We start from the raw sequence: 17,978 nt of genomic DNA on the forward strand, positions 1-17,978 counted from the left end.
TTATGCAGGGGCCGGGTATTTTCTGCTTCACTCAAGGCTCGCCCAAGGGCAGGCCGGGTCATAGGGGAATGGCGTAATGGCAACGGTAGACCGCTGGCTGCTGCCAGATGGCATCGAAGAAGTACTGCCACCAGAGGCTGCGCGTATTGAAATCGCGCGTCGCCAGGTGTTGGATCTGTTCCAGAGCTGGGGTTACGAGTTTGTCGTGACTCCCCATATCGAGTACCTGGAATCCCTGCTGACCGGCGCGGGCCAGGACCTGGATCTGCGCACCTTCAAGGTCATCGACCCGCAATCGGGCCGGCAAATGGGCTTTCGCGCCGACATCACGCCGCAAGTGGCGCGCATCGATGCGCATACCCTGCGCCGTGAAGGGCCGAGCCGCCTGTGCTATGCCGGCAGCGTGCTGCACGCGCAACCGCGCGCCCTGTCATCGTCCCGTAGCCCGATCCAGCTGGGCGCCGAGTTGTACGGCGATGCGAGCCCGAGCAGCGACGTCGAAGTCATCAGCCTGATGCTGGCGATGCTGCAACTGGCTGACGTGCCGGATGTGCACATGGACCTGGGGCATGTCGGTATCTACCGTGGCCTGGCCCGTGCGGCCGGTTTGTCTGGCGAAGTTGAGCAACAGTTGTTCGATGCCCTGCAACGCAAGGCTATCGACGAAGTGATCGCCCTGACCGAAGGGGTGCCTGAGGATCTGGCCGGCATGCTGCGTGCGCTGGTGGGCCTGTGTGGTGGTCGCGAAGTGCTGACCGCTGCCCGTGATCGCCTGGCCAACGCACCGGCCCCGGTGTTGGCGGCTCTGGACGACGTGCTGGCGATTGCCGAGCAGTTGTCGGCGCGCTTCCCGCAACTGCCGCTGTATTTTGACCTGGGTGAGCTGCGCGGCTACCACTACCACACCGGTGTGGTGTTCGCCGTGTTTGTTCCGGGTGTTGGCCAAGCCATCGCCCAGGGCGGTCGTTATGACGATATCGGCGCCGACTTCGGTCGTGCCCGTCCGGCGACTGGCTTTTCTACCGATTTGAAAACCCTGGTGACCCTGGGGCGTGCTGAAGTCGAGCTACCGTCTGGCGGTATCTGGATGCCAGACAGTACGGACGCGGCACTCTGGCAGCAGGTCTGCCAGTTGCGCAGTGAGGGTCAGCGTGTCGTCCAGGCCTTGCCTGGGCAGCCATTGGCCGCCGCCCGTGAAGCGGACTGCGACCGGCAATTGATTCAGCAGAACGGGCTTTGGCAAGTATCGCCACTGGCTTCTTGAGTTTTCCTGCCGGCCAATGCCGGCACCAAGTTTGCGCGAATGAGGACAAGTGTTATGGGTAAGAATGTCGTAGTCCTGGGCACCCAATGGGGTGATGAGGGCAAAGGCAAGATCGTTGATCTGCTGACCGAACATGCTGCCGCCGTAGTGCGCTACCAAGGTGGTCACAACGCTGGCCACACCCTGGTCATCGATGGCGAAAAAACCGTCTTGCACCTGATCCCGTCGGGCGTCCTGCGCGAAGGCGTGCAGTGCCTGATCGGCAACGGCGTGGTGGTTGCACCTGACGCCCTGCTGCGCGAGATCACCAAGCTGGAAGAGAAAGGCGTACCGGTGCGCGAGCGCCTGCGTATCAGCCCGTCCTGCCCGCTGATCCTGTCCTTCCACGTTGCGCTGGACCAGGCCCGTGAAAAGGCCCGTGGCGAGCTGAAGATCGGTACTACCGGTCGCGGCATCGGCCCGGCCTACGAAGACAAGGTTGCACGTCGTGGCCTGCGTGTGGGCGACCTGCTCAACATGCCGCGCTTTGAAGACAAGCTGCGTGAGCTGGTGGATTACCACAACTTCATGCTGGTTGGTTACTACAAAGAGCCCGCCATTGAATTCGACAAGACCCTGGCTGAGTGCAAAGAGTACGCTGAACTGCTCAAGCCGCTGATGCTGGACGTGACTGCCGAGCTGCACGACCTGCGTCGCGCCGGCAAAGACATCATGTTCGAAGGCGCCCAGGGTTCGTTGCTGGATATCGACCACGGTACCTACCCGTACGTGACCAGCTCCAACACCACCGCTGGCGGCGTTGCGACGGGTTCGGGCGTCGGTCCGATGTTCCTGGACTACATCCTGGGCATCACCAAGGCCTACACCACACGCGTAGGTTCGGGCCCATTCCCGACTGAGCTGTTTGACGACGTCGGTGCGCACCTGGCCAAGCAAGGCCACGAGTTCGGCGCCACTACCGGCCGTGCCCGTCGTTGTGGCTGGTTTGACGCCGTTATCCTGCGTCGCGCTATCGATGTGAACAGCATCTCGGGCATCTGCCTGACCAAGCTGGACGTGCTCGACGGCCTGGAAACCATCAACATCTGCATCGGCTACAAAGACGCAGAAGGTAATGATGTGGCCCCGACTGACGCTGACAGCTACGTCGGCCTGCAGCCTGTGTACGAAGAAGTACCAGGCTGGACCGAATCGACCGTGGGTGCCAAGACCCTGGAAGAACTGCCCGCTAACGCCCGTGCGTACATCAAGCGCGTTGAAGAGCTGATTGGCGCGCCGATCGACATTATTTCGACCGGCCCGGACCGCAACGAGACCATCGTTCTGCGTCATCCGTTCGCTTAATAAGCTGTTGATGTAAAAAGCAAAGGGTCCCTTCGGGGGCCCTTTGTCGTTTCTGCCTTGCGCACGGCACGACCCTTGCTATGTTTCTCTCTTTCGCGGTGCTATCAATTTAATGGCACCCGTGGTGGAGGGATTCCCGATGTCTGCCGTTCTCTCATTGTTACAAAGCCGGCTGCTGCGGCCGGTGTTCGTTACCCTTGGTATCGCTCTTTTGGTGCAAGTGCTGGTGGCGGTCGCCCTGACCCGGAGCACAGTCACGGCCCTGGAAGCCGATTTGGGCAAGCGTCTGGGTGTGGACAGCCAGAAACTGTCGGGCGAATTGACCCAGGCGGGCAAGGAAGTGACATCCAGCCTGGACAGCCTGTCGACCAGCACCAGCGACCGCCTGACGGCCGGGCTTTCTGCGCGCCTCAAGCAAGAGCAGCAGCAACTGCGTGCGACCCTGGAAAAGGACCTGAAGGACTCTGCCAATGACATGGCGCAGTTGCTGGCCTCGGTTGCGCCGCGTGCCATGTGGGACAGTGATGTCCCGGCGCTGTCCGAGTTCGCCCGACGCGCCCAGCGCAACCCCAACGTGCTGTTTGTGGTGTACGACGATGCCACGGGCCAGCACCTGACCCGTTATCTGAACCGGGAAAACCCGATCAATAAGGCGCTGTTGGAGAAAGGCGAAGGCGACCGCGCGCTGGATAAAGTGTTGAATGCCGCGAAAAACGACCCGTCGGTGTATTACGTTGAGGCATCGATCAGCCCCAATGGCGTGGAGATCGGCAAGGTGCTCATGGGGGTTTCCACCGTTGGTGTCGAGGCGGATCTGGCGGCGCTGGACCAGCGTTTCATCGCGCTGATCGCCAGTGGCGGTCAATTGGTGGGCGATAGCCTCAAGGGCGCGGCGGCTGACAGCGCAGCGGCCATGGGCGCACGCTTGCAGTCGGCGCAGGCCACGGCCACGCAAATGACGGCTAACACCTCAAGCGCCGTACAAGAGGCCGCGCAGGCCCTACGCTGGCGGATTGGCCTGGGCCTGGCGGTGGTTGGCCTGGGCGTGCTGTTGCTGATTGCCGTGGTGCTGGGGCGGCGGGTGGTCAATCGCCTGAAGCTGCTGATCGCCGCCATGGATGACTTGGCCGCTGGCGAGGGTGACCTGACCAAGCGTGTGCAGATCAACAGCCAGGACGAAATCGGCGCCATGGCTTCGGCGGTCAATCGGTTTGTGGATAAGTTGCAGCCCATCGTGCGCGAGGCGGGCGATGTGGCCCAGCGTACTGGTGTGGAAATCGGCGCGATGACCCTACGCAATGCTGGTGCTGATGCGGCGGCGGGCTTGCAGCGCGACGAGGTGGCCGAAAGCCTGCGGGCGCTGTCGCAAATGGCCGACGAGGCCCAGGCTGAAAGTCACGCCATGCAGGCCGCGTTGCAGCAGGTGGTGGATATCCGCCAGGCCACCGATGAAAATTCGCGGACCTCGGCTGAGGTCGGCAGTTTGATCGAAGCACTGGCAGGCCAGGTGCAGGCCGGCTCCAAGGTGATCGAGCGCCTGGCCCAGCAAAGCGAGCAGATTGAAGTGGTGCTGACGGTGATCCACGGGATTGCCGAGCAGACCAACCTGCTGGCCCTGAATGCGGCCATCGAAGCGGCGCGTGCCGGCGAGACCGGGCGCGGTTTTGCGGTGGTGGCGGACGAAGTGCGGGCGCTGGCGAGTAAAACCCAAAGCTCCACTGGTGATATCCAGGCGCACATCGTGGCGTTGCAGCAAGGCGCGCGCGAGGCAGTCGAAACCATCGGCAAGGCCGGGCGCCAGGCCAGCGAAGGTCTGCTGGTGCTGCGTGACAGCGTGCGCCTGCAGCAAACGGTGCAGGCCTCGGTAGAGCAGGTGCACGCGGCGATTGGCCTGGCGACCCGGGCTGCCGAGCACCAGGCGCAGGGCGCGCATGCGGTGCGTGGCCGGGTCGAGGTGATCCACGCCCAGGCCGAGCGTGCGGCGCAGGCGGTGGTGGAAACCACGGCCAGTGGCAAGGTGCTGGATGGGTTGGCGGCGCAGTTGAAGGCCAGCCTGGGGCAGTTTCGGGCCTAGCGTCGCCTGATCGGGCGCCATCGCGGGCAAGCCCGCTCCCACAGGTAATCGCGTTCCAATGTGGGAGCGGGCTTGCCCGCGATGGCGCTCTCAGCGGCTCAGATACATCCGCGTCGTCAGCAGATACACCGGCAACCCCGACACCAGAATCAACAACGCCGCATAAGGCGCCGCCGCCGCAAACTCCACATTCGAGGTGTGTGCCCATACTGCCGTGGCCAGGGTATTCAGTCCCGTCGGGCTGAGCAGCAAGGTTGCGGTCAATTCCTTCATCGCGTCGAGGAACACCAGCGCAAACGCCGCACCCAATGCCGGAAAGATAATCGGCAGGGTCACCCGGCAGAACGCGCTGAACGACGATGCGCCCAGTGTGCGTGCCGCCTCTTCCAACTGCGGCGCAGCCTTGTTCAGCGCAGTGCGGATGGGGGCCTGGGCCAGTGGCAGGAACAACAGCGCATAGGCGATCAGCAGCAGCGCCGAGGTCTGGTACAGCGCCGGCACGTAATGCAGGGCGAAATACACCAGGGTCAGGGCAATCACCAGGCCGGGCAGGGCGTGCAGCAGGTACGGCAGGCGTTCGGCCCATAGCGCCAGTTGACCCTTGTAGCGCACCACCAAAAGGCCTACCGGCACAGCCAGCGCCAGGCACAGTGCGGCGCCGCCGAGGGAAAGGGCCAGGGACGACAGCAGTGCCTCGCTGATTTGCGCAACCGGGAAGGCCGCCGAAGAGCCCACGGCCAGCCAGTAACCGAGCATCCCTAACGGAATGCCACTGCCAATGATCGCCAGTATCACGCAATACAACTGGCCCAGTGGCGCCCATCTGCCCAATCGAACCTGTTCGGCATGCCGCGCCGCGCCTTGTCCAGTGCGCACATGCCGGCCCTTGCCGCGCACGCGCAACTCCAGCCACAGCAGGGTCAGGCACATCAATAGCAGTACCGCAGACAGCATCGCCGCATTGGCGTTGCTAAATTCCAGCTCGAACTGTTGGTAGATCGCCGTGGTGAAGGTTTGCAGGCCGATGATCGACAGGGCGCCGAATTCCACCAGCATGTGCAGGGCAATCAGCAGCGCGCCGGCCAACAGTGATGGCCACAGCAGCGGCAGGGTGATGCGAAAGAATACGCCCCAGCGATTCAGGCCCAGGGTGCGGGCCGACTCCTCCAGGGACGGGTCCAGGTTGCGCAGGGTGGCCGCCACCGGTAGGAACACCAATGGGTACTTGGACAGGGTCATCACCAGGATCGCACCGCCCAGGCCTTCGAACTGGGCGCTCAGCGACACCCAGGTAAAGCTGCTGACAAACGCTGGCACGGCAAACGGCAGGCACAGGATCACTCCCCAGATCCGCCGGCCCGGCAGGTTGCTGCGCTCCAGCAGCCAGGCCAGGGACAGGCCGATCACCGCGCAGGCCATGGTCACGCCAACCATCAGTGCCAACGTGTTGCGCAGCAACCCGAACACATACGGGCGCCACAGCAGATGCACCGCTTCGGTCCAGCCCGCTTGCCAGGCCTTGAGGCCCACATACACCAATGGCAGCAGGCTCAGGCCCACCAGGAGCAAGACCGGCAGCAGCAACCAGATTGAAGGGCGCTTGCGCCGTGGACTAAAACCCCCGCGCAAGGCGGGGGTCGGTAGCGATGGGTTCATCAGTTCAGGCCAACCTCACGTTCCAGCTCCAAGGCTTCTTCGGCATTGCCCAGGTCGGCGGGAGTGACTTTTGGCGGTTGCAGCTCGCTGAAAGGCTTGAGGCCGCGATTGGACTCCATGCCCTTGCGCAACGGGTATTCAGCCGAGGTATTGGTGATAACCCGCTGGCCTTCTTCGCTGGCCATGAAAGCCAGCAGTTGCTGGGCTTCCTTGGGGTGCTTGCTGGATTTGAGTGCCGCCGCTGCCGATACGGTGATCAGGCCGCCGGCATCGCCGTCGGTGAAATAGTGCAGTTGCGAATCCAGGTTGGTCTTTTCCTTTTTCAGGGCAAACCAGTAGTAGTTGTTCACCAGTACCGTCGCGACTTCGCCGTTTTCCACGGCTTTGAGGGCCACCATATTGTTGCTGTAGACCTTGCCGAACGCGCGCAGGCCGGTCAGCCATTCCTCGGCGGCTTCACGACCATGCAGCTTGATGATGGCCACGGCCTGTTCCTGGAAGGCACCGCTGGTGGGGACGAAACCAACCTTGCCTTGCCACTCGGGGCCGGCAAAATCCAGGACCGACTTGGGCAGTTCTTCTTCCTTGATCAACTTCGGGTTGAAGGCCACGACCCGGGTGCGTGCGGTCACGCCCATCCAGGCGCCGTTGGCAGCTACGTATTCCTTGGGCAAGACATCCAGGGTGCTGGCGTCGATAGTGGCCAGCAGGCCTTGTTCGCCGAGCTTGTTGAGCGGTGGGGATTCTTCGGTGTAGATCACGTCGGCGGGGGAGCGCTCACCCTCTTCGACGACCTGGCTGGCCAGTTGGTTGCTGCTGCCCTTGCGCACATTCACATGAATGCCGGTCTTGGCTTCGAAGGCCTTGGCGAGTTCATCGCCGACTTCCTTGTGCTGGCCGTTGTACAGGGTCAGTTCAACCTTGTCGGCGGCGTAGGCGGCGGGAGAGAGCAGGGTCAGGCCGAGCAGAGTGATGGTCAGGCCACGCAGAAGGGATGTCTTGAGACGGGTATCGCGGATCATCATCCGGGGTTTTCCTCACTTGAGTGCAACAAATCATTGCAAGGATAAACGATAAAACTTCTCAAGTGCGGACAGGGGAGCAATGCAGTGGGAGTTTTTAACCCCAGAAACGAAAAAACCCGCTTTCGCGGGTTTGATCTGAATTTGGTGCCCAGGAGAAGACTCGAACTTCCACGACCTTGCGATCACCAGCACCTGAAGCTGGCGTGTCTACCAATTTCACCACCTGGGCATTATCAAACAACGTTGCCGCTGTTGATGGGGCGAACTATACGGCGGGCTTTTTGATCTGTAAACCCCTGATTTGATTTTATAAATCAATTTTTCGGTTAAAAATCAAAGGCCTGTAACGCAAAAACCCGCTTTCGCGGGTTTTTGTGAGACTCAAGGCGCAAACCTCAAGTTTTGAATTGGTGCCCAGAAGAAGACTCGAACTTCCACGACCTTGCGGTCACCAGCACCTGAAGCTGGCGTGTCTACCAATTTCACCATCTGGGCAGTATCTTCAACGTTGCCGTCGTCGATGGCGCGCACTATACGGAGTGACTTTTGAGCTGTAAACCCCCGTCATCAAAAAAGCCTGGAAAATTTCGCGGGCGGTCGCGCAAGGTGGTTTTGCGGGGCTATAAAACGCATTTCCCGGCTAGTTATTGCTGGAAATTTCCCGTTTCAATACGCGTATGCCAAACTAACCCACATATAGACAAGGTGAAAACTCTCTAATGGCCGATTGGCAGTCCCTCGATCCCGAGGCCGCTCGTGAAGCGGAAAAATATGAAAACCCTATTCCTAGCCGCGAACTGATCCTGGCGCATCTCGCCGATCGGGGTTCGCCTGCTAGCCGCGAGCAGCTGGTTGAAGAATTCGGTCTGACCACCGAAGACCAACTCGAAGCGCTGCGCCGCCGCCTGCGCGCCATGGAGCGCGATGCACAGTTGATCTACACCCGCCGCGGCACTTACGCACCGGTGGACAAGCTCGACCTGATCCTTGGCCGCATTGCCGGTCACCGTGACGGCTTCGGCTTCCTGATCCCTGATGATGGCAGCGATGACCTGTTCATGAGCCCGGCGCAAATGCGCCTGGTGTTCGATGGCGACCGTGCCCTGGCGCGTGTGTCGGGCCTGGATCGTCGCGGTCGGCGCGAAGGCGTGATTGTCGAAGTGGTGTCCCGTGCCCACGAGTCCATCGTCGGCCGTTACTTCGAAGAAGGCGGCATCGGCTTCGTGATTCCGGACAACCCCAAGGTCCAGCAGGAAGTGCTGGTGACCCCGGGCCGCAACGGCGCTGCCAAGGTCGGTCAGTTCGTCGAGGTGAAAATCACCCACTGGCCAACCCCGCGCTTCCAACCACAGGGCGATATCGTCGAAGTGGTCGGCAACTACATGGCGCCGGGCATGGAAATCGACGTTGCGCTGCGCACCTACGATATTCCTCACGTCTGGCCTGAGGCAGTGCTCAAAGAAGCCGCCAAGCTCAAGCCGGAAGTCGAAGAAAAAGACAAAGAGAAACGCATCGACCTGCGCCATCTGCCGTTCGTCACCATTGACGGCGAAGATGCCCGCGACTTCGACGATGCGGTCTACTGCGAAGCCAAGCCCGGCAAGCTGCGCCTGTTCTCCGGCGGCTGGAAGTTGTTTGTCGCGATTGCCGACGTATCCAGCTACGTGAAGATCGGTTCGGCCCTGGATAACGAAGCCCAGGTGCGCGGCAACTCCGTGTACTTCCCTGAGCGCGTGATCCCGATGCTGCCTGAGCAGCTGTCCAACGGCCTGTGCTCCCTGAACCCGAAAGTCGACCGTTTGGCCATGGTATGCGAGATGACTATCTCGAAAACCGGCGAAATGACCGATTACCAGTTCTATGAAGCGGTGATCCACTCCCAGGCGCGCCTGACCTACAACAAGGTCAGCACCATCCTGGAAACACCGAAGACCAGCGAAGCCAAGGCTTTGCGCAGCCAGTACGCCGACGTAGTCCCGCACCTCAAGCAGCTCTACTCGCTGTACAAGGTGTTGCTGGGCGCACGTCATGTGCGTGGCGCGATCGATTTTGAAACCCAGGAAACCCGGATCATTTTCGGTTCCGAGCGCAAAATCGCCGAAATCACGCCGACCACCCGTAATGACGCGCACAAGCTGATCGAGGAATGCATGCTGGCGGCCAACGTGGCCACCGCCGAATTCCTGAAAAAGCACGAGATTCCTGCGCTGTACCGAGTGCACGATGGTCCGCCGCCGGAGCGCCTGGAAAAACTGCGCGCCTTCCTCGGTGAGCTTGGCCTGTCCCTGCACAAAGGCAAGGACGGCCCGTCGCCCAAGGATTACCAGGCGCTGCTGGCCAGCATCAAGGACCGTCCGGATTTCCACCTGATCCAGACCGTCATGCTGCGCTCCCTCAGCCAGGCGGTGTACAGCGCCGACAACCAGGGCCACTTCGGCCTGAATTACGAGGCGTATACCCACTTCACCTCGCCGATCCGCCGCTACCCGGACCTGCTCACGCACCGTGCTATCCGCAGCGTGATCCATTCCAAGCAGAACACCCCGCACGTCAAGCGTGCCGGTGCCATGACCATTCCGAAGGCACGGATCTATCCGTACGACGAAGCGGCCCTGGAACAGTTGGGCGAGCAGTGCTCCATGAGCGAGCGCCGTGCTGACGAAGCCACCCGTGACGTGGTGAACTGGCTCAAGTGCGAGTTCATGAAAGACCGCGTAGGCGAGTCGTTCCCGGGCGTGATCACCGCGGTGACTGGCTTTGGCCTGTTCGTCGAGCTGACCGATATCTACGTCGAAGGCCTGGTGCACGTCACTGCCTTGCCGGGTGACTACTACCACTTCGACCCTGTGCATCACCGCCTGGCGGGCGAGCGCACCGGTCGCAGCTTCCGCTTGGGCGATACCGTGGAAGTGCGGGTCATGCGCGTCGATCTCGACGAGCGCAAGATCGACTTCGAGATGGCCGAAAAAACCATCGATGCACCGATTGGTCGCAAGAAGCGTGGTGCTGAAACTGCAGCGCCGGCGAAAAAAGGCGTTCCGGCCAAAGCTGCCGCGGCCGTTGCCGCCGAGCCAGCCGCCAAGCCTGCTCGCCGTTCGTCGAGCAAGGAAAAGGTCAGTGACGCTTACCGCCCTAGCGATGCGGCGGCGAAAAACGCCGAGCTGCGCAAGAGTCGCGAGTTGAAGCAGCAGTTGCTCAATGAAGCCAAAAGCGGTGGTAAAGCGGCGTCTGGGGGAAAGTCCCAGGCCGCCGACAAGCCGTCGAGCAAACCGAGTAAACACCGTAAAGGCCCGCCAAAAGCGGGTTCGGCCCCTGCCAAGAGCGGCGGGTCGCGCAAACCTAAGGCCAAGTCATGAGTCTGGAAAAAATCTACGGCGTACACGCCGTAGAAGCGTTGCTGCGTCACCATCCCAAGCGCGTCAAGCAAGTGTGGTTGGCCGAGGGTCGTAGCGAGCCGCGCGTGCAAGCGCTGGTGGAGCTGGCCAACCAGAACAAGGTTGCCATCGGCCAGGCCGAACGTCGCGAAATGGACGTGTGGGTCGAAGGCGTGCACCAGGGCGTGGTAGCGGACGTGAGTCCGAGCCAGGTCTGGGGCGAGGCCATGCTCGACGAGCTGCTCGACCGTACCGAAGGCGCGCCGCTGTTGCTGGTGCTGGACGGCGTGACCGACCCGCATAACCTCGGCGCCTGCCTGCGTTCGGCGGATGCTGCCGGTGCGCTGGCGGTGATCGTGCCTAAAGACAAGTCGGCCACGTTGACGCCAGTTGTGCGTAAAGTCGCCTGCGGCGCGGCGGAAGTGATTCCGCTGGTGGCCGTGACCAACTTGGCGCGCACCCTGGAAAAACTCCAGCAGCGCGGCTTGTGGGTCGTGGGCACGGCGGGAGAGGCCGAGGTCAGCATTTATGACCAGGACCTCACTGGCCCGACCATCCTGATCATGGGTGCCGAAGGCAAGGGCATGCGTCGCCTGACCCGTGAACATTGCGATTACCTGGTGCACTTGCCGATGGCGGGTAGCGTCAGCAGCCTCAACGTTTCAGTCGCGACGGGCGTCTGCCTGTTCGAAGCCCAGCGCCAGCGTGGTGCCAAGGCCAAGGCCAAGAAGTAATCAGGTCTGGCGCAGGTCCAAATGTGGGAGCGGGCTTGTGTGGGAGCGGGCTTGCCTGCGATAGCATCACCTCAGTACACCTGATGTGCCGAGGTGTCTGCATCGCAGGCAAGCCAGCTCCCACACAAGCCTGTTCCCACATTGGTTTTTGGTCAAATAATCACCAATTGCCTTGCACCCTTTCTCCCCCTTCTCTACAATTACGCCCCTTGCCTTCCTGGCGGGCACCGATGTGCCTCCCTTCGGCAAGATTCCTAAGTGTCATTCACTCCTTGTCTGACCGTTTTTGAGCGGCAGGCTACAACCCGTAAGGAGCATTCATGCGTCATTACGAAATCATCTTTTTGGTCCACCCGGATCAAAGCGAGCAAGTCGGCGGCATGGTTGAGCGTTACACCAAGCTGATCGAAGAAGACGGCGGCAAAATCCACCGTCTGGAAGATTGGGGCCGTCGTCAACTGGCCTACGCAATCAACAATGTTCACAAGGCTCACTACGTGATGCTGAACGTTGAGTGCACTGGCAAGGCCCTGGCCGAGCTGGAAGACAACTTCCGCTACAACGATGCAGTGATCCGTAACCTGGTCATCCGTCGCGAAGAAGCCGTTACCGGCCAATCCGAGATGCTCAAGGCTGAAGAAAACCGCAGTGAGCGCCGTGAGCGTCGCGACCGTCCTGAGCACGAAGGCGCTGAAAGCGCTGATAGTGATGACAGCGACAACAGCGATAACGCTGACGAGTAATCCACGGACCTTATTAAGGAGCCTATCAAATGGCACGTTTCTTCCGTCGTCGTAAGTTTTGCCGCTTCACCGCTGAAGAAGTGAAGGAGATCGACTACAAAGATCTCAACACTCTGAAAGCCTACGTATCCGAGACCGGCAAAATTGTTCCAAGCCGTATCACCGGTACCAAAGCTCGTTATCAGCGTCAGCTGGCCACCGCTATCAAGCGCGCCCGCTTCCTGGCCCTGCTGGCCTACACCGACAGCCACGGCCGCTGAGACCGGGCAGTCGACAAGTAGTAAGGGATTGAATGCATGCGCGCCTTAGCTGAGTTCATCATGCGCGGTCGTGTGCAGGCCACTCTGGTAGTGGCTGGATGTGCTGCATTGCCGTTGTTGTATTGGTTGGGTGCTGCCGCAGGAAGCCTTGTGCTGCTGCGGCGCGGTTTGAAGGACGCCCTGGGCGTCCTTGCCCTGGGGTTGCTGCCGGCCTTGATCTGGTGGCTGCAATTCGACGATCCGCGGGTACTTCTGGTACTGCTGGGGTCTTCGAGCCTTGCGTTGGTTCTGCGCGCAAGTGAGTCCTGGGTCCGTACGCTGCTGGTCAGCGTGGCATTGGGAGTGGTGTATTCAGTGGTGCTTGGCGCGGCTTTCCGCCCGCAAATCGAGGCGCTGTCGCAGGAGTTGGTAAAAATCCTGCCACTGGCCCTCGGGGATCTCTACCAGCAATTGTCGGTAGATGAGCGAGCGCGCATGGCCACACTGATTGCTCCGGTCCTTACCGGCCTGATAGCGGCACTGTTGCAGATCGTCAGTGTGCTGAGCCTGATTCTTGGGCGCTACTGGCAGGCGTTGTTGTATAACCCAGGTGGTTTTGGTCGCGAGTTTCGCAGTATCAGAATCCCCGCAGGACCAGCGATGTTGCTGCTGGCGTGCATGCTTGTAGGGCCGAACTTCGGTCCGCAAATGGCCATGTTGACGCCGTTGTGCAGCGTACCGCTGGTGATTGCCGGGCTGGCCCTGATTCACGGGCTGGTGGCGCAAAAGCGCCTGGCCAGGTTCTGGCTGGTGGGGTTGTACGTGACGCTGTTGCTGTTTATGCAACTGATCTATCCGTTACTCGTGGTCTTGGCCATTGTCGACGGCCTGATTGATTTTCGCGGTCGTCTGGCGCCGAAAGACGCCGATAACGCGAACGGTGAAGGTTAAAAGTTAGAGGATTTTCACATGCAACTGATCCTTCTGGAAAAAGTCGCCAACCTGGGCAACCTGGGCGACAAAGTAAACGTTAAGGCCGGCTACGGTCGTAACTACCTGCTGCCATACGGCAAAGCCACCGCTGCAACCGCTGCCAACCTGGCCGCGTTTGAAGAGCGTCGTGCTGAGCTGGAAAAAGCTGCAGCAGACAAGAAAGCTTCGGCTGAAACCCGTGCCGCCCAACTGGCTGAGCTGGAAGTGACTATCACTGCCACCGCCGGTGACGAAGGCAAGCTGTTCGGTTCGATCGGCACCCACGACATCGCTGATGCACTGACCGCCTCCGGCGTTGAAGTGCAGAAGAGCGAAGTTCGTCTGCCGAACGGCACCATCCGCAACGTAGGCGAATTCGACGTAGCCGTGCACCTGCACGCTGAAGTTGAAGCCACCGTACGCGTTGTAGTGGTAGCAGCTTAAAGCAAGCTAACTGACTGGCACCCCCGGTGCCAGGCGGTTAACATCGGGCACGATCCTGTTTACAGGTCGTGCCTTTTGTTTTTTCAGACCCCCTAATTTCAAGTGGCCATGAACGATATCTCCGCTCCTGAGCAATACGATCTGCAAACCGCTGCCCTGAAGGTGCCGCCGCATTCCATCGAGGCCGAACAGGCCGTGCTCGGTGGCTTGATGCTGGACAACAACGCCTGGGAACGCGTGCTCGATCAAGTCTCGGACGGTGATTTCTATCGCCATGACCACCGCCTGATTTTCCGCGCCATCGCCAAACTGGCCGACCTCAACTCCCCCATCGATGTCGTGACCCTTGCCGAGCAATTGGACAAGGAAGGTCAGACCTCGCAGGTGGGCGGCCTCGGTTACCTGGGCGAATTGGCGAAAAACACGCCATCTGTCGCCAACATCAAGGCCTACGCGCAGATCGTCCGCGCACGAGCCACCTTGCGACAGCTGATTGGCATCGCCACGGAAATCGCCGACAGCGCCTTCAACCCCGAAGGCCGCACGGCAGAAGAAATCCTTGATGAAGCCGAACGGCAGATCTTCCAGATCGCCGAAGCGCGGCCCAAGACCGGCGGCCCGGTCAGCGTCAACGACCTGTTGACCAAGGCCATCGACCGCATCGATACGCTGTTTAACACCGACAATGCCATCACCGGCTTGTCCACTGGCTACACCGACCTCGACGGCATGACCAGCGGCCTGCAACCGGCTGACTTGATCATCGTCGCCGGTCGTCCGTCCATGGGTAAGACCACGTTTGCCATGAACCTGGTGGAGAACGCGGTACTGCGCAGCGAGAAGGCCGTACTGGTGTACTCCCTGGAGATGCCAGGTGAATCGCTGATCATGCGGATGCTCTCGTCCCTGGGCCGCATCGACCAGACCAAGGTGCGTGCCGGTCGCCTCGAAGACGACGATTGGCCGCGCCTGACCTCGGCGGTCAACCTGCTCAACGACCGTAAGCTGTTCATCGACGACACCGCGGGCATCAGCCCGTCGGAAATGCGCGCACGCACCCGGCGCCTGGTGCGTGAGCACGGCGATGTCGGTCTGATCATGATCGACTACCTGCAATTGATGCAGATCCCTGGTTCCGGCGGCGACAACCGGACCAACGAGATTTCCGAAATCTCGCGCTCCCTCAAGGCCCTGGCCAAGGAGTTCAACTGCCCGGTGGTTGCGCTCTCGCAGCTCAACCGCTCCCTGGAGCAGCGACCGAACAAACGTCCGATCAACTCCGACTTGCGTGAATCCGGAGCGATCGAGCAGGATGCCGACGTGATCATGTTCGTGTACCGGGACGAGGTTTATCACCCGGAGACCGAACACAAAGGCATCGCCGAGATCATTATCGGTAAGCAGCGGAACGGGCCGATCGGCACCACGCGCCTGGCGTTTATCGGTAAATACACACGTTTCGAAAACCTCGCGCCGGGCAGCTACAACTTCGAGGACGAGTAAAAGACGGTCTCGCCAATTCCGACTGCAAAGGTCGGAATTGGTCAAAATTTGTGCTATATTCCGCGCCCGCGATTTTTCATCTCAACACCGGTCACCGTCATGCAAACAGCCAAGCCGTTATTTGACTATCCCAAGTATTGGGCCGAATGTTTCGGTCCAGCGCCATTCCTGCCCATGAGCAGGGAGGAGATGGATCAGCTTGGCTGGGATTCATGCGACATCATCATCGTCACCGGCGATGCCTACGTTGACCATCCGTCGTTTGGCATGGCGATCATCGGCCGGCTGCTGGAGTCCCAGGGCTTTCGCGTCGGGATCATTGCCCAGCCCAACTGGCAGTCCAAAGACGACTTCATGAAGCTCGGCGAGCCGAACCTGTTCTTCGGCGTCGCGGCCGGCAACATGGACTCGATGATCAACCGCTACACCGCCGACAAGAAAATCCGCTCCGACGACGCCTACACCCCAGGCGGCATGGCCGGCAAACGCCCGGACCGGGCGAGCCTGGTGTACAGCCAGCGCTGCAAGGAAGCCTACAAGAACGTGCCGATCGTGCTCGGTGGCATCGAGGCTTCGCTGCGCCGCATCGCCCACTACGACTATTGGCAGGACCGGGTGCGCAACTCGATCCTGATCGACGCCACCGCCGATATCCTGCTGTACGGCAACGCCGAACGGGCGATTGTCGAAGTTGCCCAGCGCCTGTCGTGGGGCCACAAGATCGAAGACATCACCGACGTGCGCGGCACCGCGTTCATTCGCCGTGACACGCCGGAAGGCTGGTACGAAGTGGACTCCACCCGTATCGACCGTCCGGGCAAGATCGACAAGATCATCAACCCGTACGTGAATACCCAGGACACCCAGGCCTGTGCCATCGAGCAGGAAAAGGGCCCGGTTGAAGACCCGGAAGAGGCCAAGGTCGTACAGATCCTGGCCAGCCCGCGCATGACCCGTGACAAGACGGTCATTCGTCTGCCGTCCGTGGAAAAAGTCCGGGGCGACTCCGTGCTGTATGCCCACGCCAACCGCGTGCTCCACCTGGAAACCAACCCAGGCAACGCCCGCGCGCTGGTACAGAAACATGGCGAAGTGGACGTGTGGTTCAACCCGCCGCCCATTCCCATGACCACCGAAGAAATGGACTACGTGTTCGGCATGCCTTACGCCCGTGTCCCACACCCGGTGTATGGCAAAGAGAAGATCCCCGCCTACGACATGATCCGCTTCTCGGTGAACATCATGCGTGGCTGCTTCGGCGGCTGCACCTTCTGCTCGATCACCGAGCACGAAGGCCGGATCATCCAGAACCGTTCCGAAGAGTCGATCATTCGCGAGATCGAAGAAATCCGCGACAAAGTCCCGGGCTTTACCGGGGTGATTTCCGACCTCGGCGGGCCGACCGCGAACATGTACCGCATCGCCTGCAAGAGCCCGGAAATCGAATCCGCGTGTCGCAAGCCGTCCTGCGTATTCCCAGGCATCTGCCCGAACCTGAACACCGACCACTCGTCGTTGATCCAGCTGTACCGCAGCGCCCGCGCGTTGCCGGGTGTGAAGAAGATTCTGATCGCTTCCGGCCTGCGCTACGACCTGGCCGTGGAGTCGCCGGAATATGTCAAAGAGCTGGTGACCCACCACGTCGGTGGTTACCTGAAGATCGCCCCGGAACACACCGAGGAAGGTCCGCTCAACCAGATGATGAAACCGGGCATCGGCAGCTATGACAAGTTCAAGCGTATGTTCGAGAAGTACACCAAGGAAGCGGGCAAGGAGCAGTACCTGATCCCGTACTTCATCGCCGCCCACCCCGGCACCACCGATGAAGACATGATGAACCTGGCCCTGTGGCTCAAGGGCAATGGCTTCCGTGCCGACCAGGTGCAGGCGTTCTACCCTTCGCCAATGGCCACTGCCACCGCGATGTACCACTCGGGCAAGAACCCGCTGCGCAAGGTCACCTACAAGAGCGACGCGGTGACCATCGTCAAGAGCGAAGACCAGCGCCGTCTGCACAAGGCGTTCCTGCGCTACCACGACCCCAAAGGCTGGCCGATGCTGCGTGAAGCGCTGACGCGCATGGGCCGCGCCGACCTGATCGGGCCGGGCAAGGAGCAGTTGATCCCGCTGCACCAGCCGTCCACCGACAGCTACCAGAGTGCTCGTCGCAAGAACTCGACGCCGGTGGGCAGCCATAAGGTCGCCAAGGAAACCACCACCAAGATCCTCACCCAGCACACCGGCCTGCCGCCCCGTGGCAGCGACGGCAGCAACCCGTGGGACAAGCGCGAACAAGCCAAGGCCGCGGCCATGGCGCGCAACAAGCAGGCAGCTAAAGAACGCACCGACGCGGCCAAGGGCAAAGGCAAGAAGCCTGCGCGCAAGCCGGTCGTGCCGCGTTGATCGCCGCCTGAAATGCAAAACGCCAGCCTCCGTGCTGGCGTTTTGCTTTGTCGCGGGTGGGAAACCTGCTTGTTAAGGTGGCGCCCGTCAAGCCGTCATCGCAGGCAAGCCAGCTCCCACATCTGATCAGGTTCACAATTTAAATTGTGGGAGCTGGCTTGCCTGCGATGACGCCAGACCAGTCACCCTCGACCTTGAGAGAG

13 protein-coding genes and 2 tRNA genes are annotated in these 17,978 nt (G+C 60.9%); 11 read left to right on the forward strand and 4 right to left on the reverse strand.

Annotation, left to right across the window (positions count from 1 at the left end; genetic code table 11):
- Window positions 1-76 precede the first annotated feature (76 nt).
- The 3 genes from ACSSVH_RS02420 (at window position 77) to ACSSVH_RS02430 (ending at window position 4,682) form a co-directional block, all read left to right on the forward strand.
- Window positions 77-1,264, forward strand: coding sequence for an ATP phosphoribosyltransferase regulatory subunit (locus ACSSVH_RS02420; protein WP_172312572.1), 1,188 nt, complete (start codon window positions 77-79; stop codon window positions 1,262-1,264).
- Between the two features lie 54 nt (window positions 1,265-1,318).
- On the forward strand, window positions 1,319-2,608 hold the full coding sequence (locus tag ACSSVH_RS02425) for an adenylosuccinate synthase (RefSeq protein WP_169952210.1): 1,290 nt from the start codon (window positions 1,319-1,321) through the stop codon (window positions 2,606-2,608).
- A gap of 139 nt (window positions 2,609-2,747) precedes the next feature.
- Complete coding sequence (locus tag ACSSVH_RS02430; protein ID WP_172312576.1) at window positions 2,748-4,682, forward strand: methyl-accepting chemotaxis protein; 1,935 nt, start codon at window positions 2,748-2,750, stop codon at window positions 4,680-4,682.
- 90 nt (window positions 4,683-4,772) lie between these two features.
- Here ACSSVH_RS02430 and ACSSVH_RS02435 read toward each other — a convergent pair whose 3' ends face one another.
- The 4 genes from ACSSVH_RS02435 to ACSSVH_RS02450 all read right to left on the reverse strand — a co-directional run bounded on the left by ACSSVH_RS02435 (window position 4,773) and on the right by ACSSVH_RS02450 (window position 7,858).
- Window positions 4,773-6,338: an ABC transporter permease gene (locus ACSSVH_RS02435; RefSeq protein ID WP_492634031.1), complete on the reverse strand. Its 1,566-nt coding sequence runs from the start codon at window positions 6,336-6,338 to the stop codon at window positions 4,773-4,775.
- A complete protein-coding gene (locus ACSSVH_RS02440; protein WP_169952203.1) occupies window positions 6,338-7,363 on the reverse strand; it encodes an extracellular solute-binding protein in 1,026 nt (341 codons plus the stop codon). Before ACSSVH_RS02440 ends, ACSSVH_RS02435 begins: the two co-directional genes overlap by 1 nt.
- 142 nt (window positions 7,364-7,505) lie before the next feature.
- Window positions 7,506-7,592: transfer RNA gene (locus tag ACSSVH_RS02445), tRNA-Leu, on the reverse strand.
- A 179-nt stretch (window positions 7,593-7,771) separates the two neighbouring features.
- Window positions 7,772-7,858: transfer RNA gene (locus ACSSVH_RS02450), tRNA-Leu, on the reverse strand.
- A gap of 224 nt (window positions 7,859-8,082) precedes the next feature.
- On the opposite strand from ACSSVH_RS02450, the gene rnr reads away from it, so the two are divergent.
- From rnr to ACSSVH_RS02490, 8 genes are all read left to right on the forward strand, one after another.
- Window positions 8,083-10,719 carry a ribonuclease R gene (rnr, locus tag ACSSVH_RS02455; RefSeq protein WP_170058090.1) on the forward strand — a complete coding sequence of 879 codons (2,637 nt, stop codon included), beginning with the start codon at window positions 8,083-8,085 and terminating at the stop codon, window positions 10,717-10,719.
- Window positions 10,716-11,471 carry a 23S rRNA (guanosine(2251)-2'-O)-methyltransferase RlmB gene (gene rlmB, locus ACSSVH_RS02460; RefSeq protein ID WP_003217493.1) on the forward strand — a complete coding sequence of 252 codons (756 nt, stop codon included), beginning with the start codon at window positions 10,716-10,718 and terminating at the stop codon, window positions 11,469-11,471. The genes rnr and rlmB overlap by 4 nt, the downstream gene beginning before the upstream one ends.
- 320 nt (window positions 11,472-11,791) lie before the next feature.
- Window positions 11,792-12,214: a 30S ribosomal protein S6 gene (gene rpsF, locus ACSSVH_RS02465; protein ID WP_003217491.1), complete on the forward strand. Its 423-nt coding sequence runs from the start codon at window positions 11,792-11,794 to the stop codon at window positions 12,212-12,214.
- A 29-nt stretch (window positions 12,215-12,243) separates the two neighbouring features.
- Entirely contained in the window at window positions 12,244-12,474 is a 231-nt protein-coding gene (gene rpsR / locus ACSSVH_RS02470) for a 30S ribosomal protein S18 (RefSeq protein ID WP_003171373.1), read from the forward strand.
- 36 nt (window positions 12,475-12,510) lie between these two features.
- A complete protein-coding gene (locus ACSSVH_RS02475) occupies window positions 12,511-13,404 on the forward strand; it encodes a YybS family protein (protein ID WP_170042461.1) in 894 nt (297 codons plus the stop codon).
- A gap of 18 nt (window positions 13,405-13,422) precedes the next feature.
- Window positions 13,423-13,869, forward strand: a complete 447-nt coding sequence (rplI, locus tag ACSSVH_RS02480) for a 50S ribosomal protein L9 (RefSeq protein ID WP_003171376.1) — start codon at window positions 13,423-13,425, stop codon at window positions 13,867-13,869.
- Window positions 13,870-13,977: 108 nt separating this feature from the next.
- Window positions 13,978-15,372 (forward strand): replicative DNA helicase, encoded by a 1,395-nt coding sequence (gene dnaB, locus ACSSVH_RS02485; protein WP_038445597.1) that lies wholly within the window; start codon window positions 13,978-13,980, stop codon window positions 15,370-15,372.
- A 99-nt stretch (window positions 15,373-15,471) separates the two neighbouring features.
- Window positions 15,472-17,775, forward strand: coding sequence for a YgiQ family radical SAM protein (locus ACSSVH_RS02490; RefSeq protein ID WP_169952196.1), 2,304 nt, complete (start codon window positions 15,472-15,474; stop codon window positions 17,773-17,775).
- The last annotated feature ends 203 nt before the right edge of the window (window positions 17,776-17,978 follow it).

It is taken from the genome of Pseudomonas sp. HC1(2025) (assembly GCF_058742075.1).